We start from the raw sequence: 14,921 nt of genomic DNA, 5'->3' as shown, positions 1-14,921 counted from the left end.
CTCAGAACCTCCTGGTGAACGGCATGGGCTTGCGCATCCGGATGAGCAGCAGCAACGGCACCAGCACGTACGGTCCGTTGTACAGCAGGAACACGACCGGGTTCGGGGTGCGCTCCCCCACCGGCCCGAAGAACTCGACGCCGAAGATCGGAATGGCGGTCAGGCTGATGATCATGGTCGCGTAGATCACGCAGAACAGCTGGATCCAGTTGAAGCCCTTGACCAGGCACACGATCAGCAGGATGTAGAAGGGCAGGTAGACGAACGCGCTGGTGCCGGTGATGAACCGCAGCCACAGCGCCTCGTGCTGGTACAGCGGGTCGTACTGCGATGAGTAGGTGTAGTTCCACTGCGCGAGGATGTTGGTGGTCGTCGCCGTCTGCGGGATCCCGAGCGTCGGGATGGCGTCGCTGATGATGCACGTCAGGCTGAACAGCGAGAACATCACGACGAAGAAGATGTCGAACGGACGCTTGCGGAGCGGGAGGTTCGCGGGCGTCGCCGGGGCGGCGGAGGCGACCTCGCCGGAGTGCGGGGTGGCGGTGGTCACGAACGCGAGCCTAGCGCCGAGGCCCCGGCTGGCGCAGGAGGCGACGCGCTCCCGCCGGCCGCAGCCGACGAAGCTCCCGCCGAAGGCGGTGGCGCGCCCGCTGGAGCACATCGAGGGATCGAAACCATGTCGTGCGCGGGTTGAACGGAAGCCGGAGCATGTCCGCATCGCTGAGCTCCATGATCTCGCGAAGCAGAGCCGTCCCCTCTTCGCCGACATCCTCTCGGGGCACGCCGAGAAGGACAGCCAGCATGCGACGGTTACCGAACGGAGTGAAGACCTCCTGTGCGATGTCCCACTCGAGCTGGCTCTGAGCCTGCCAGGAGCCGCAGCGGTGCTCCCAGTAGAAGAGGGCATCCAGCGGGACTCCTGCTTCGGCGGCGATCGGAGCTGCCGCGGCGAACCACTCCTCGATCGACGCCACGGCGAACGGCAATTCCGACCAACCGCGTTGAAGTGCAAGAAGGTCGGACGGCTTCTGCAGACACGGAGGCGCCCCGTCCTGCCAGTAGTACTTGCGGACGATCTCGCTCGCGTTGCCTTTGAGTGCCACACGATCGTTCGGGTGCCCGGCGAGAAGGCCGCTCGCGATGATGCCCCAATCGTCATAGTGCGCCAGCGGAGAGTTCCGTGTGTAGAGCTCCCGCCACGAACGGTCCGGCAGGGCGCGGCAGTCGATCCGATGGTGGGAGAGCCCCGCGCGGCGGGTCAGCCGCGCCGGAATGCTGACATCCGCCGAGAGCCGGGAGAGATGCCGGTACAGGAGGGTGTAGACGTGCATCGAGCTGCGCAGCGAGGGCGGCGCTGCGGCAAGCAGAGTGCGCGAGTCGTACCCTGCCGTCAGAGGCAGGCTGAGACGGTACCGTCGCGAGGCGGCGACGATCGCTGACGTCAGTTGGCCCGCCGCGAACGCGGCAGCATCGGCGAGGGTGACCGGTGGGATCGGGTCGCGCGGCCATACCCGCTGCTGGGACCGATCGGCTGCACTGAGGCGGTGATTGGGAAGGAGGCGCCCGACTTCCTCGTAGAGGGACGTATTCGCAGGGAGGAAGGCCTCCCGGTCCTCGTTCGCATAGGACGACGACCGGAACTGCTCAGCGCGCTCCCCCTCGCGCAGCGGGAGGATCTCGGCGAGCAGGTATGCCTGGGACGCCGCGTGGAATTCGTCGCCTGTCCAGGTGTACTCGACCGTGCGGGTGCCAGTCGCGTCGATATGGACCTCGATGTCGTCGTCCGTGAAGACGAAGAGGGCGAACCGCCCCGAGAGTCTGTCGAGAAAGGGCAGTCCGTCCCCCGCAGCCCATTCGACGGCCAGAGCCTCGAGCACGGAGGCGTCGTCCCGCTCGGGCTGGTCGGGATCGATCGCGAACCCGAGGAGCACGAGCGTCAGACCGGTGGACTGCTCGTGCACCGTGACCGGCAGATCCGGGTGGGCATACACGTTGTGGCCACCCACCTTGCGGTGCGTCCAGCCGGGCAGCTGGGTGCTGCGCGGAGTCACGAGGAACTGACGGCGGAATCGGAGCGAGGAGACGGCAGGGTTATCCAGGTGATTTATGCCCATGTGTTAAAGCTATCACTCATAGGCATGGTGTTTTAATGCTAGAGGTTTTAATGACCGAGACCGCTGTTCAGAAAGGAACGTCGATGGCCGTGACCACCAACCGTCCGACGCGATTGGCAGTACTCGCCACACTGGCCGCTCTCCTGATCGCCGCGGGAGATTCGGGTTCGGCGCCGGGTTTCGCTGTTTCCGCACTCACCTGCAATCCCTCGAACGCACCGCAGCCCGAGGTCGGGGCTGGGTCCGCTGTTCTCGCCGCGACCACAGTGAGCACTCCGGATGGCGATGCCACAGTGGGCGCCGCGATCACCATCGCACAGGCGGTCGCGCACGACGCCGAGCGAGGCATCGACTATCTCGCGTACTTCGACGCATCCTTCACACTCACGGTCTCCGCCCGCAGTGCAGACGGCTCGTGGACGACCGTGCACCCGCGACAGCCCCTGAGCGACGCGTCCGGCACCCAGGTGGGGTGGCGACGGGTGACGCTTCCGGAGAACGCGAGCGACTCCCACGAGGAGCTCAGCCTGGCCCTCGACTCGCGAGGAGCGCTCCATCTCGCGGGCGCGGTCCACAATCAGCCGATGCTCTACTGGCGGGTGAGCTCTCCCGGCGACCTCGGCTCCCTCGAGTTCCGGACCGAACTCGCGGGCACGGCCAAGTGGGGCTTCCTCGTCGCCTTCGGTCTGGAGAACACGGTGAGCTACCCGCGCTTCTTCACCGGCGGTGACGGGAGTCTGCACCTGATCTTTCGCAACGGCATGACCTCCGCCGGCAACGAGTACATCTACAACTACGACCCAGCGACGACCACGTGGTCGAGCGCGACCGGACTCGCGCCCCTCTGGAACGGCGCCGAGTCGTTCACAGCATCGCCATCGGCGTTCGGACCCTACCCGACGACGCCGAGCTGGCGAGACGATGCCGACGGCGGTGCATACCATGTGGCCTGGGTCTGGCGGGGGAACGACGCCCGGAACAGCGGACTGTCCTACGCATGGAGCCGCGATCTGGTCTCCTGGTTCCCCGTCGACCGCACGCCGGCGAACCCGGGTGCGCCGCTCACGCTCCCCTTTCAACCAGCCCAGCCCGCGACCCTCGTCGACCCAGGCTCCTTCGGCGGCCTCGTGAACGGGCAGATCCAGCTCGGCTTCGACTACAGCAACCGGATCGTGATCACGTACCCGCGCAACAACGCCAGGGGTGAGACCAAGCTGTACGCGGCGAGACCCTCTGGCCCGGCGAACGGCCCCGCTTCCGTGTGGCGGGTCAGCGACCTCACCGCAACGGCGAACCTGTCTCAGAACGTGACGGGCGACCCGACGGAGTCGTACGTGTCATCGTGGTCAGGCGCACAGACCCTGACCAGCAACACGATGTGGCACACCGAGCCGGTCTCCCTCGAGGATGGTCGACTCGTCGTGCGCTACGCATGCGCGAATCCCGCCAGAGGCACCGTGGAGTCGCGCATGTTCCGCGCCTCGGATACGGGCACGAGCGGTGTCACCTTCGGACGCGAGGACGTCTTCGATACACGCCCGGCGCTGGCCCGTGAGATCACCGAACGTGACCCGGCTACCATCCGATATTCGCTCGCCACACGTACGGCGGCCTCGGATCCGTTCGTCCTTCGCGGCACAGACGGCTGGGGACAGGACCACTTCGGCGAACGCGTCCGGCTCGTGATGCGGTGGGAGGCCGGCCCGTTCGTCGCCGACAACGTCTGGCCCGCTCGGTCGAGCTACCCTGCCGAGGGCACGCTCTTGCGGCTCTTCCTGGTGGCGGCCGACTGAAACCGCTCCCGCGCCGCCTACTTGAGCGATTTCTGCATCAGCACCGTGCCGAGCCAGCGCTCGAACTTGTAGCCGACGCGGCCCATGCGGCCGATCTCGGTGAAGCCGAAGTTCTCGTGCATCTTGATCGAGGCCTCCGCGCCCTTGTCCGCGATAACCGCGATCATCTCCTTCAGGCCGGCGGCCTTCGAGCGGTCGATCAGCTCCTGCATCAGGATGGGGCCGAGGCCCTTGCCGGTGGAGGCCGCGCCCAGGTAGATCGAGTTCTCGACCGTGAAGCGGTAGGCACGCTTCTGCTTCCACGGCGAGACGAGCGCGTAGCCGAGGATCTGCCCGCTCGGCGACTCGGCGACGATGAACGGCATCCCGAGCTTCTTCAGGTAGGCGAACTTGCTCTTCCACTCCTTCAGCGTCATGGCGTCCTCGTCGAAGGTCACGGTGCTGTTGGCGACGTAGTGGTTGTAGATCTCGCGCACGTCGGGCAGGTCCTCCGGGCGCGCCTCGCGGATGCTGTAGTCGAACGGCGTCTCGGACGGCTCCGGCTTGCGCAGGTGTCTCGGCAGGACCCGGCGCGTCTCATATTCCTCTTCCAGCACCGTTCCAGGGTACGTCGTCGCGCGTTTCGCCCGCGTTACGGTTCCAGCGACCAGTCCACGGGCTTCTCCCCCGCCCCCTCCAGCAGCGCGTTCGCCCGGGAGAACGGCCGCGAGCCGAAGAAGCCGCGGGAGGCGGAGAGCGGGCTGGGGTGCGGGGACTCGATGACCGGGTTGCCGCCGAGCATCGGCTTCAGGGTGGCGGCGTCCCTCCCCCAGAGGATGCTGACGAACGGCCGGCCGCGCGCGACGAGGGCGCGGATCGCGTGCTCGGTGACGGCCTCCCAGCCCGTGCCGCGGTGCGAGGCCGGCTCTCCCGGGCGCACCGTGAGCACCCGGTTGAGCAGCATCACGCCGTTCGCCGCCCACGCGCTGAGGTCGCCGTGCGGGGGCGGCACGACGCCGAGGTCGTCGCGCAGCTCACGGTAGATGTTCTGGAGGCTGCGCGGGATCGGCCGGACGTGACGCTCCACCGCGAAGGACAGGCCGATCGGATGGCCGGGCGTCGGGTAGGGGTCCTGGCCCACGATCAGCACGCGCACGTCGGCGTACGGCGCGCGGAACGCCCGCAGCACGTTGTCGCCGGCGGGCAGGTAGGGCCTCCCCGCCGCGACCTCGGCGCGCAGGAAGTCGCCCATCCCGGCGATGCGGTCGGCGACCGGGGCGAGGGCCTGCGCCCAGCCGGGATCCATCGAGCCGTCGGCGGCGAGCTCGGCCAAAGACTTGCTCATGAGGCGCTCAGTGCGTGGAGGCCGTCACCGGCGGCAGCGCCGACCACGGGAAGGTGATCCACCTGTCGGTCCGGCGCCAGACGAAGTCGGGCTCCAGCACCGTGCGCGGCTTCGAGTACAGGCAGACCGTGCGTACGTCGGCGCCGGAGGCTGCGATCAGGTCGACGACCATCGCGAGGGTGCGGCCGGAGTCGGAGACGTCGTCCACGAGCAGCACGCGCTTGGACTCCAGAGCGGACGAGTCGAGCATGGGCGGCAGCACGACGGGCTCGGGCAGCCGGGTGTCGACACCGGTGTAGAACTCGACGTTGAGGGCGCCGCAGGCCTTGATGCCGAGGGCGTACGAGATGGCGCCGGCGAGCAGGAGGCCGCCGCGCGCGATGGCCACGACCAGGTCGGGCTCGAAGCCGGATTCGACCACCTCGCCGGCCAGGTGTCGGGCCGCGTCGCCGAACTCGAGCCAGCCCAGGACCTCCCGCTCCGTCTCTTCGAGGACGTCTGCACCTGAATCGTCGAGTTCGCTGGCCACGCCTCTACCGTACAAGGCTGCGCCAGGTGTTAGCATCCGCGCATGACATCGGAGAAGACGGTCGCCCAGCGTCGGGCGACCACCGCGATCGGCGCGACCGCTGCGCTGATCGGCTGGCTCGCACTGGTCGAGCTCACCAGCGGCATCCTTCAGGGCTACTACGTCCCGCTGATCTCCGACATCGTCAAGCATCTGGGCATCCACGACGCCGACTACAACTGGTTCGAGGCCGCCCAGCTCCTGCTCTCCGCGCTCGTCGTGCCAGTGCTCGCGAAGCTCGGCGACATGTTCGGGCACAAGCGGATCCTGCTGGTCGCGACTGTGCTCACCGCGCTGTCGAGCTGGGCACTCGCGTTCTCGCACGACTTCACGACGTACCTCATCGCGTTCGCGCTGCAGGGCTTCTACGTGGTCTGGCTGCCGCTGGAGATCGCGCTCATCTTCGACCGCGGCCGGCGCACCGGCACCGCGGCGTCGCGCACCCGGCGGGCGGCCGGCCTCCTCGTGGTGGCCCTGGAGTTCGGCGCCATCGTCGGCGCGATCGGGGCCGGACTGCTGTTCGACGCGTTCGGCCAGAACGTGACGACCACCCTGATGGTCCCCGCCGCGGCGGTCACGCTCGTGTTCTTCGCCATCCTGTTCGGCGTCCCCGAGTCGGAGCCGGTCCGCGGCCGGACGCTGGACGGCGTCGGGTTCATCCTCCTGACGCTCGCCCTGCTGCTCATCACGTCCGGCCTGACGTTCCTGCGGATCAACGGCGTCGGCACCTGGTGGGTCTGGGCGCTGATCGTGCTCGGCGTGCTCGCCTTCATCCCGTTCGGGCGCTGGGAGCTGAAGCAGAAGGACCCGGCCATCGACCTGCGCGTGCTGCGGCAGCCGAACATGTGGCCGGTGCAGCTCACCGCGGGCCTCATCGGGATCAGCCTCCTCGGCGCGCAGGCCCCGCTCAGCACGTACGCCGGGACCGACCCGGTCAACGGGTACGGCCTGGGGCTCAGCGCCGGGCAGCGCAGCATCCTGATCGGCGCCTACCTCATCTCGATGATCGTCGGCGCGGTGCTCTTCCCCGTGGTGTCGTCCTGGCTGAGCCCGCGCGTGACGCTCATCGGCGCGTCCTTCCTGGTGGCCATCGGGTACCTGCTGTTCCTGCCGTTCCATCTGGAGACCTGGCAGGTGTTCACCAACATGGCGATCGCGGGCATCGGCTCCGGCGCGCTGGTCGGCGCGCTCCCCGCTGCCGCGGCCGCCGCCGCCCCGCGCGGCCAGACCGGCGTCGCGACCGCGATGACGAACACGACCAAGACGATCGGCGGGTCCTTCGCCTCCGCCGTCTTCGGCGTCGTGCTGCTCACGGGAGCGGCGACCGTGACCGCCACGGCCGCGAGCCTGTTCGGCTACATGCTGGTCTGGACGATCTGCGGGCTCGGCGCCCTGGTGGCGGCGGTGCTGCTGTTCTTCGTGCCGCGCCTGGCGTTCGCCGACGCGGAGGCGGCGACCATCGCCGCGGATTCGGCAGTGGGCACGGCGGCGACGATCGACTAGGGTTCGCCACGGAGGGGGAATCATGGACGCTCAACTACCGCCGCAGGTCGGCGAGGCACTCACCCGGTTCCTGCTCGAACAGCGCCGCCTGGCGCCCGGACTGGTCAGCCGCGCGGTCGTGACCGGCTCGGCGGCGACCGGCGACTGGTACGACGGCGTCAGCGACATCGACGTGGTCTTCGTCGTCACGCGCGACCCGGTCGACGACCTCCCGGCCCTCGCGCCCCTGCACGCGGAGTCGTCGCCGCACATCGACGGCGTCTACCTCACCGAGTCCGAGATCGCGCGCGGGCCGGATCAGGTGGAGACCGCACCGCAGGTGGTGGAGGGCGTGCTGGTCAGCGCCCTTGCCGGCGGTCAGCTCAACTGGGCGACCTGGCTGGAGCTGGAGGATGGCGTGCAGGGCGTCGTGGACGGCGGCGACGTGATCTGGACGCCGACCGCCGACCGGCACCCGGACACGGCGGCGCGGGTGGGCGCCCGCTCCCGCAGCGACCTCATCGAGTTCTGGGGGCCGGTGGGCGACAGTGCGGAGGCCGAGCTCGCCGACCGCGAACCCGGCGACCCTGTGCGCGCGGAGACGGTGCGCTGGCTGGCGCTCGGGCCGATCCGGCTGGTGGAGACGATGGAGTCGGGCCGCATCCTGTCGAAGACCGACGCCGCCCGCAGGGCCGCGTCGCGCTGGCCGGAGCACGCAGAGCTGCTCGACCGCACCATCCGCGACCGCGCCGGCGACCACCAGACCTTCGTCACCGCCGACGCCCGGGAGGCCATTGCCCTACTGCGCCAGTGCGTCACCCTCGCCCGCGCCTGAGCAGACGACCGAGGGGCACGTCGTTGTCACTTTTCTCGCGGAAAAGTGACAACAACGTGCCCCTCGGCTGAGTAGGACGCGCGGGTCAGACCCGGGCGGCGTCGGCGACGGCGCGGGCGGCGGCGAGGCCGGCCGACAGGTCGGCCTTCAGGTCGTCGATGTTCTCCAGGCCGACCGAGAGGCGCACCAGTCCCGGCGTCACGCCCGCGGTGAGCTGCTGCTCCGGGGTGAGCTGGGAGTGCGTGGTCGACGCCGGGTGGATGACCAGGCTGCGCACATCGCCGATGTTGGCGAGGTGGCTGAACAGCTTCAGGCTGTCGACGAGGGCCGCGCCCGCGTCCACGCCGCCCTTGAGCTCGAAGGACAGCACGGCGCCGACACCCTTCGGGGCGTACCGGTTGGCCGCGGCGTACCACGGGCTGGTCGGCAGGCCGGAGTAGTTCACGGTGGCCACGTCCGGGTGGGCCTCCAGGAACTCCGCGATCTCCTGCGCGTTCTGGGTGTGCCGCTCGACGCGCAGCGAGAGCGTCTCGATGCCCTGGATGAGCTGCCAGGCGCTCGCCGGCGCGATCGCCGCGCCGAGGTCGCGGAGGAGCTGGACGCGGGCCTTGATGATGTAGGCCAGGCCGTCGCCGACCGCGGCCGTGTAGACGGCGCCGTGGTACGACGGGTCCGGCTGGGTCAGGCCGGGGAACTTGTCGGCGTTCTTCGACCACTCGAACTTCCCGCCGTCCACGACGACACCGCCGATGACCGTGCCGTGGCCGCCGAGGAACTTGGTGGCCGAGTGCACGATGATGTCGGCGCCGTGCTCGAACGGGCGGATCAGGTACGGGGTCGCGATCGTGTTGTCCACGATCAGCGGGACGCCGGACTCGTGCGCCACCTCGGCGACGAGCTCGATGTCGAGGATGTTGATCTTCGGGTTGCCGATCGTCTCCGCGAAGAACAGCTTGGTGTTCGGGCGGACCGCGCGACGCCACTCCTCGGCGTCGTCCTGGTTCTCCACGAAGGTGGTCTCGATGCCGAGCTTGGCGAGCGTGTACTTGAACAGGTTGTAGGTGCCGCCGTAGATCGAGCTGGACGACACGATGTGGTCGCCGGCCTGTGCGATGTTCAGCACCGCGAAGGTCTCCGCCGCCTGGCCCGACGCGACGAGGAGGGCGCCGGTGCCCCCTTCGAGCGCGGCGACGCGCTCCTCGACGACCGCCTGGGTCGGGTTCTGGATGCGGGTGTAGATGTTGCCGAACTCGGCGAGCGCGAACAGGTTCTTGGCGTGCTGGGCGTTGTTGAAGACGTAGGAGGTCGTCTGGTAGATCGGGGTCGCGCGGGCGTTGGTCACGGGGTCCGGCGCGGCGCCGCTGTGGATCTGCTTGGTCTCGAACTGCCAGTCGGCGGCGTCGGTCATGGCTTGAGCTCCTTGTTCGGGTGATGTCCTGCGGGTGGGTGGCACCGTTCGGTGGTCGCTCACACGCTAGACTCGCGGCCGCGCGTGGGCAACGTGCCCGAAACATGCCGTAACCCGTGAGAATAGGCAGCATGAGCAACAGACGTGTGGTCGTGACGGGTGCGAGTTCGGGGATCGGTGCGGCGACGGTCCGCCTGTTCCGCGAGCGGGGCTGGGAGGTCGTCGGCGTCGCGCGCCGGCAGGAGCGCCTGGACGAGCTCGCGGCCGAGACCGGCGCCGAGGTGTTCGCCGCCGACCTGACCCGCCAGGAGGACGTGGACGCGCTGCGCGACCACCTCGCCGCGACCGGCCCGATCCACGCCCTCGTCAACAACGCGGGCGGCGCCAAGGGGCTCGACTCGGTGGAGGCCTCCAGCGTCGACGACTGGGTGTGGATGTACGAGATCAACGTCATCGGCACCAAGCGCGTGATCAGCGCACTGCTCCCCCTGCTGCGCGACGGAGCCAGGGAGACCGGCCACGCCGACATCCTCAACCTGACCTCCATCGCCGGCCTCAACGCCTACGTCGGCGGCGGCGGGTACAACGCGGCGAAGTTCGCCGAGCACGCCCTCACCGAGGTGCTGCGCCTGGAGCTGAACGGCGAGCCCATCCGCGTCGTGGAGGTCGCACCGGGCATGGTCGCGACCGAGGAGTTCTCGCTGGTCCGCTTCGACGGCGACCGGGCCCGCCGCGACGCCGTCTACGAGGACGTGCCGGAGCCGCTGACCGCGGAGGACGTCGCCGGGACGATCGTGCACGCGCTCGAGCTGCCGCGGCACGTGGACCTCGACCTGATCGTGGTGAAGCCGGTGGCGCAGGCGGCGTCCTACCGGTTCGCCAAGGGCGCGCTGGCGGTCAAGGACTGACGATGGCGGACGACGCGAAGCGGAGGCGGTGGGAGTCGGCCACGGTGTGGCCGGGCGTCGTCGCGAGCGTCGTCTTCCTGGTCGCGTACTCGTGGACGGTGCTCGATCCGCGGATGGGCCGTCTGCTCTACGGGACGCTCATCTCGCTGCTCGCGCTGATCTGGGTGGCGTTCCTCGTCGACTACGTGGTGCGCTTCCACCTCGCGGAGGACAAGCGCAGGTTCGTGCAGCACAACGTGATCGACCTGCTGTCGGTGCTGATCCCGGTCGCCCGGCCGTTCCGCCTGATCGGCGACCTCTTCCGCATCCCGAGCCTGCGCGGCGGGAGCGGGAGCCACCTGCGCAGACGCATCATCATCATCGCCGGCACGTTCGTCCTGATGTTCATCTACGTCATCTCGCTCGCCGTCTACCAGGTGGAGCGCTACGCCCCCGGGTCCAACATCCACTCGTTCGGCGACTCGCTCTGGTGGGCGTGCGTGACGATGGCGACCGTCGGCTACGGCGACTACTACCCGGTGACGGTGACGGGGCGCCTGCTGGCGATCGTGCTCATGATCGGCGGCGTGGCGATCGTCGGCACCGCGAGCGCCACCATCGTCAACTACCTCAGCGAGCAGACGCAGCAGGCCAGGGACCGCAGGGAACGCGAGCACGAGCGGCACGACGGGCCGAGGCCTGTCGAGGACTCCGACCCGCCCCGCCCCGACGACGGCTGAGGCCGGTCGGCCGTAACACTGCACCGCGCACTCCCCCGCTCCGCGAGAATGGGCGCATGGAGTGGCAGACCTCGGCGGACACGGCACCCTCGAGCTTCATCACGGAGGCTCAGGCGCGGTCGCTCCTCGGCAAGCCCGCGGCGAGCGGCGCCTGGAAGGAGTCCGACCCGGCCGGGGCGCGATCGTTCGCAGGGATCGGCGCGTTCGCGTTCGAGAGCGGCGAGAGCCTCCCGTTCGTCCGGGTCGCCTACGAGACCTGGGGCGAGCTGTCCGCGGCACGCGACAACGCGGTGCTGGTGCTGCACGCCCTGACCGGCGACAGCCACGCGGTCGGCGCCAACGGCCCAGGGCATCCCACCGCCGGCTGGTGGCAGGGCATCATCGGGCCGGGCAAGGCGATCGACACCGACCGCTGGTTCGTCGTCGCGCCGAACATGCTGGGCGGCTGCCAGGGGACCACCGGCCCCGCCTCGATCGCGCCGGACGGCGCCGAGTGGGGACCGCGCTTCCCGTTCACGACCATCCGCGACCAGGTGAACGCGCAGGCCGCGTTCGCCGACGCCATCGGCGTCGACCGCTGGGCCGCTGTCGTCGGCGGCTCGATGGGCGGCATGCAGGCGCTGGAGTGGGCCGTGACATTCCCGGAGCGCGTCGAGCGGCTCGCGGTCATCGCCGCGCCCCCGTTCTCCACCGCAGACCAGATCGCGCTCAACTCGGTGCAGATCGAGGCGGTGCGCACCGACCCGCTGTTCCACGGCGGCTACTACTACGACGAGAAGGACGGCGAGGGCCCGCACCGCGGCCTCGCGCTGGCGCGCCGGATGGCGCTGCTCAACTACCGCAGCCCGTCAGAGCTGAACGAGCGGTTCGAGCGCGCCTGGCAGAGCGGGATCAGCCCGCTCGGGGGCGGCGGACGGTTCGCGGTGGAGTCGTACCTCGACTTCCACGGCAACAAATTCACCCGGCGTTTCGACGCGAACAGCTATCTCACGCTGGTCGAGGCGATGAATTCGCACGATGTCGGACGGGGTCGCGGCGGACTCGCGGCCGCGCTCTCACGCGTGGAATCCCGCACTCTGGTGGTCGGCATCGACAGCGACCGGCTCTTCCCGCTCGAGGGACAGCAGCTCATCGCATCCCACCTCCCGGAGACGATCGACGGTAGGCTTCCGGTGGTGATCCGCTCCGACTTCGGTCACGACGGATTCCTGATCGAGGACGATGCCGTCAGCGAGCAGCTCAGGAGGCTGTTCGCGGCGTAGAGGGGAACGGAGGGGCATGTCGCGCATCCAGAAGGAGCGTGATCGGCTGCTCGCCACCACCGCCCGCACCGTCGGCCTCACCGCCACGGCGACGACATTGCTCACCCTGAGCGTTCCAGGCACCATTCCGCTGCCCCTGTACTTCGCCTCGCTCGTCCTGCTGGCCTGCATGGCCGTCGCCCAGTTCCAGTTCACCGCGCTCAACCGGCTCACGATCTGGATGTGCGTGACCGTGGTCGCCGGGCTCGGGCTCATGCTCCTGCACCTGCTCCCGCGGACCGGACTCGGTCCGTCCGCGCTGACCACGATCGGCGTCGTCGGCGCGGTCGGGATCGCCAGCGTCTCGGTGGTCGCACCGACCTCCCGCACCCGTACGGTGGTGGCCGTCCTGGCCGGCGTCGCGACCATCGGCGCGACGGTGCTCGCGGTGCGGGGCGGCGGATCGCTGCTGGTCGAGATCCTGATCTTCATCGCGGCCGGCTGGGTCGCCCTGACCGCGACCGGCATCTGGCTGTCGCGGGCGGTGCCGCGGAGCCTGAAGCGCATCTCCACCATGAGCCGCGCCTACCGGGTGGAGCGGCAGGCCAGCGAGACGGAGGCGCGCCGCCGCCAGGGCGCGCGCCTGCTGCACGACACCGTGCTCGCCACGCTCACACTGCTGGCCCACTCCGGTGTCGGAGTCGGCGTCGGCGCGCTGCGCGAGCAGGCCGCGGAGGACGCGGCGCTGCTCCGCCAGCTCCGGCTCGGCTTCACCCCCGACCCTGCGCGTTCCGGCGACTACCGGCTGAAGCCCGTGGAGGAGTCCACCCTCGGCAACACGCTCGAATCGGTGAAGCAGCGCTTCCGCCGGATGGGGCTGGAGGTCAACTGGCACGGGGCCGGCCAGGTGCTGCTGCCCAGCGACGTGCTCGACTCGTTCCTGCTGGCGCTCGGCGAGTGCCTGGAGAACGTGCGCAGGCACTCCGGCGTCCTCGAGGCGCACGTGACCATCACCGACGACGAGACCACCGTGCGCGCGATGGTCACCGACGCGGGCAAGGGCTTCGACGTCGCGAGCATCGAGGAGGGCAGGCTCGGCTTCACCGAGTCGATCGTCGCCCGGCTGCGAGACGTCGGCGGCAACGCCCGGCTGTTCTCGTCGCCGGGCAGCGGGACCACCGTCGTGCTGGAGGTGCCGAAGTGACCAGGAACGATCGCACCATCCCGATCTCCCGCGGGATCCTGGGCGGCCGCGTGCCCGGCGCGCCCAAGCCCGGCACGTCGGGCACCGCCAAGCTGGGGGCCGCGTCGCTCCCGCGCGGCCGGCAGGAGCGCGACGCCCTCGGGCGGGCGCGACTCGACCTCGGCTTCAACGTCGCCTCCATCGCGCTGATCGCCTTCCTGTTCGCGATCATGGTCATCACCGCGCCGTACTACCCGAACCTGCCGTTCAGCATCGCCGCGTGGGCCGTGCTGATCGCCACCCTGGTGACGGCGCTCGTCCTCCGCTTCCGGCTGCCCGACGTGCTGCCGGACTGGCTGTTCGGCGTCGCGCTCGTGCTGTGGGCGGCGGTCGTGGTGCTCGACGTCCTCGGCACGGCGTCTCCGACGGACTGGCTCCCGCTCACCGCGGCCGCCTCGGTCGGCCCGGCGCTGCTGCTGTGCGTGCCAGTGCGTCCGGCGCGCGACATCCTCGTCGCGACGGCGGCGCTCGGGGTGGCGCTGTCCGTCGTCCTGCTGCTGCGGTCGTTCCACGACATCCAGATGCTCGGGCCCGGCATCGCGACCGTCGCGATCGCCGTCGCCCCGCCGCTCGTCGGTGTGGAGATCGTCCGCTCGCTCAGCACGCTGGTCCAGCTGGAGCTGGACCTCGTCCAGGCGCAGAGCACGGTGTCCTCCCCCGGCTACGCGGTCGGGATGATGGCCTCGGAGGAGCTCGCCAGGCTCGACCTCGCGGCCGAGCGGCTGCTCGACGGCGTCGCGACCGGCCGCACCGCCCTCCCGCTCGACGAGGCGACCGCGGACCAGGCGGCCTCGATCGCCACCGAGCTGCGCCTGCACCTGATCCAGGGCCGCAAGGAGACCTGGCTGTACCACGCGGTCACGGAGTCGGCGCTGCTCGGCCCGACGGTGACCCTCAGCGACCCGGACGGCCTCGCCGCCGGTCTCACCCGCGACCAGCGCGACGGCCTCCTCACCGCGGTCTGGCTGATCATCAGCGACCCGGTGCGCTCCGGCGCCGGCCAGACCCGCAGCCTCACCCTCGACATCGTGCGCGCCGCCGGGCCGCAGGTCGCCGCCGGGTCGGCCGTCGCCACGGGTGCCACAATGGGCATCGTGATCACGACCACCGGTGTGCCGCGAAACGGGGTAGACCCTGCGGCGTGGCAAGCTATCCGTAAGGTGGGGCGTCACGCCGAGTCGTTCAGCGATTCGGCGTTGCGGATCGAGATCACCACCGTGAGCGACACGACGGCCGAGCTGACCTGACCCAGCCGGCCAACCAGGAAGACCGGTCACACCGGAAGA

Annotated in this window: 14 protein-coding genes; 8 read left to right on the top strand and 6 right to left on the bottom strand. The window is 69.8% G+C overall.

Translation table 11 applies throughout. The annotated features are described in order from the left end of the window. Position 1: 1 nt before the first annotated feature. Together ABH923_RS17360 and ABH923_RS17355 are read right to left on the bottom strand one after the other, a co-directional pair. The gene (locus tag ABH923_RS17360) at positions 2-550 is read right to left on the bottom strand and encodes a DUF2781 domain-containing protein (RefSeq protein ID WP_370056641.1); all 549 of its coding nucleotides are present in this window, start codon (positions 548-550) and stop codon (positions 2-4) included. Positions 551-560: 10 nt separating this feature from the next. After that, positions 561-2,051, bottom strand: coding sequence for a hypothetical protein (locus tag ABH923_RS17355; protein ID WP_370056640.1), 1,491 nt, complete (start codon positions 2,049-2,051; stop codon positions 561-563). Positions 2,052-2,380: 329 nt separating this feature from the next. Between ABH923_RS17355 and ABH923_RS17350 the strand changes: the two genes are divergently transcribed. Continuing rightward, entirely contained in the window at positions 2,381-3,907 is a 1,527-nt protein-coding gene (locus ABH923_RS17350; protein WP_370056639.1) for a BNR-4 repeat-containing protein, read from the top strand. 17 nt (positions 3,908-3,924) lie between these two features. On the opposite strand, the gene ABH923_RS17345 is transcribed toward ABH923_RS17350, so the two are convergent. From ABH923_RS17345 to ABH923_RS17335, 3 genes are read right to left on the bottom strand one after another with little or no spacing between them, the layout of a single operon-like run. After that, positions 3,925-4,503 (bottom strand): N-acetyltransferase family protein, encoded by a 579-nt coding sequence (locus ABH923_RS17345; RefSeq protein ID WP_370056638.1) that lies wholly within the window; start codon positions 4,501-4,503, stop codon positions 3,925-3,927. Positions 4,504-4,538: 35 nt separating this feature from the next. Further along, complete coding sequence (locus ABH923_RS17340; protein WP_370056637.1) at positions 4,539-5,231, bottom strand: uracil-DNA glycosylase; 693 nt, start codon at positions 5,229-5,231, stop codon at positions 4,539-4,541. A gap of 7 nt (positions 5,232-5,238) precedes the next feature. Further along, positions 5,239-5,760 carry a phosphoribosyltransferase gene (locus ABH923_RS17335; RefSeq protein ID WP_370056636.1) on the bottom strand — a complete coding sequence of 174 codons (522 nt, stop codon included), beginning with the start codon at positions 5,758-5,760 and terminating at the stop codon, positions 5,239-5,241. A 42-nt stretch (positions 5,761-5,802) separates the two neighbouring features. Here ABH923_RS17335 and ABH923_RS17330 point away from each other — a divergent pair, with 42 nt between their 5' ends. Next, positions 5,803-7,302 carry an MFS transporter gene (locus tag ABH923_RS17330; RefSeq protein WP_370056635.1) on the top strand — a complete coding sequence of 500 codons (1,500 nt, stop codon included), beginning with the start codon at positions 5,803-5,805 and terminating at the stop codon, positions 7,300-7,302. A gap of 22 nt (positions 7,303-7,324) precedes the next feature. Beyond that, a complete protein-coding gene (locus tag ABH923_RS17325) occupies positions 7,325-8,116 on the top strand; it encodes a nucleotidyltransferase domain-containing protein (protein ID WP_370056634.1) in 792 nt (263 codons plus the stop codon). 85 nt (positions 8,117-8,201) lie between these two features. On the opposite strand, the gene ABH923_RS17320 is transcribed toward ABH923_RS17325, so the two are convergent. Further along, positions 8,202-9,524: a bifunctional o-acetylhomoserine/o-acetylserine sulfhydrylase gene (locus ABH923_RS17320; protein ID WP_370056633.1), complete on the bottom strand. Its 1,323-nt coding sequence runs from the start codon at positions 9,522-9,524 to the stop codon at positions 8,202-8,204. A 131-nt stretch (positions 9,525-9,655) separates the two neighbouring features. Between ABH923_RS17320 and ABH923_RS17315 the strand changes: the two genes are divergently transcribed. From ABH923_RS17315 to ABH923_RS17295, 5 genes are read left to right on the top strand one after another with little or no spacing between them, the layout of a single operon-like run. After that, the gene (locus tag ABH923_RS17315) at positions 9,656-10,432 is read left to right on the top strand and encodes an SDR family oxidoreductase (protein WP_370056632.1); all 777 of its coding nucleotides are present in this window, start codon (positions 9,656-9,658) and stop codon (positions 10,430-10,432) included. Positions 10,433-10,434: 2 nt separating this feature from the next. After that, entirely contained in the window at positions 10,435-11,151 is a 717-nt protein-coding gene (locus ABH923_RS17310; protein WP_370056631.1) for a potassium channel family protein, read from the top strand. Between the two features lie 56 nt (positions 11,152-11,207). Further along, complete coding sequence (locus tag ABH923_RS17305; protein ID WP_370056630.1) at positions 11,208-12,413, top strand: homoserine O-acetyltransferase; 1,206 nt, start codon at positions 11,208-11,210, stop codon at positions 12,411-12,413. Between the two features lie 16 nt (positions 12,414-12,429). Further along, positions 12,430-13,596, top strand: coding sequence for a sensor histidine kinase (locus tag ABH923_RS17300; RefSeq protein ID WP_370056629.1), 1,167 nt, complete (start codon positions 12,430-12,432; stop codon positions 13,594-13,596). Continuing rightward, on the top strand, positions 13,593-14,882 hold the full coding sequence (locus ABH923_RS17295; RefSeq protein ID WP_370056628.1) for a hypothetical protein: 1,290 nt from the start codon (positions 13,593-13,595) through the stop codon (positions 14,880-14,882). Before ABH923_RS17300 ends, ABH923_RS17295 begins: the two co-directional genes overlap by 4 nt. The last annotated feature ends 39 nt before the right edge of the window (positions 14,883-14,921 follow it).

Origin of the sequence: Leifsonia sp. EB41 (assembly GCF_041262565.1) — a bacterium.
Classification (GTDB): domain Bacteria; phylum Actinomycetota; class Actinomycetes; order Actinomycetales; family Microbacteriaceae; genus Leifsonia.
The sequence above is the reverse complement of the archived record's forward strand: the minus strand, read 5'-3'. Positions and strand labels throughout refer to the sequence as shown.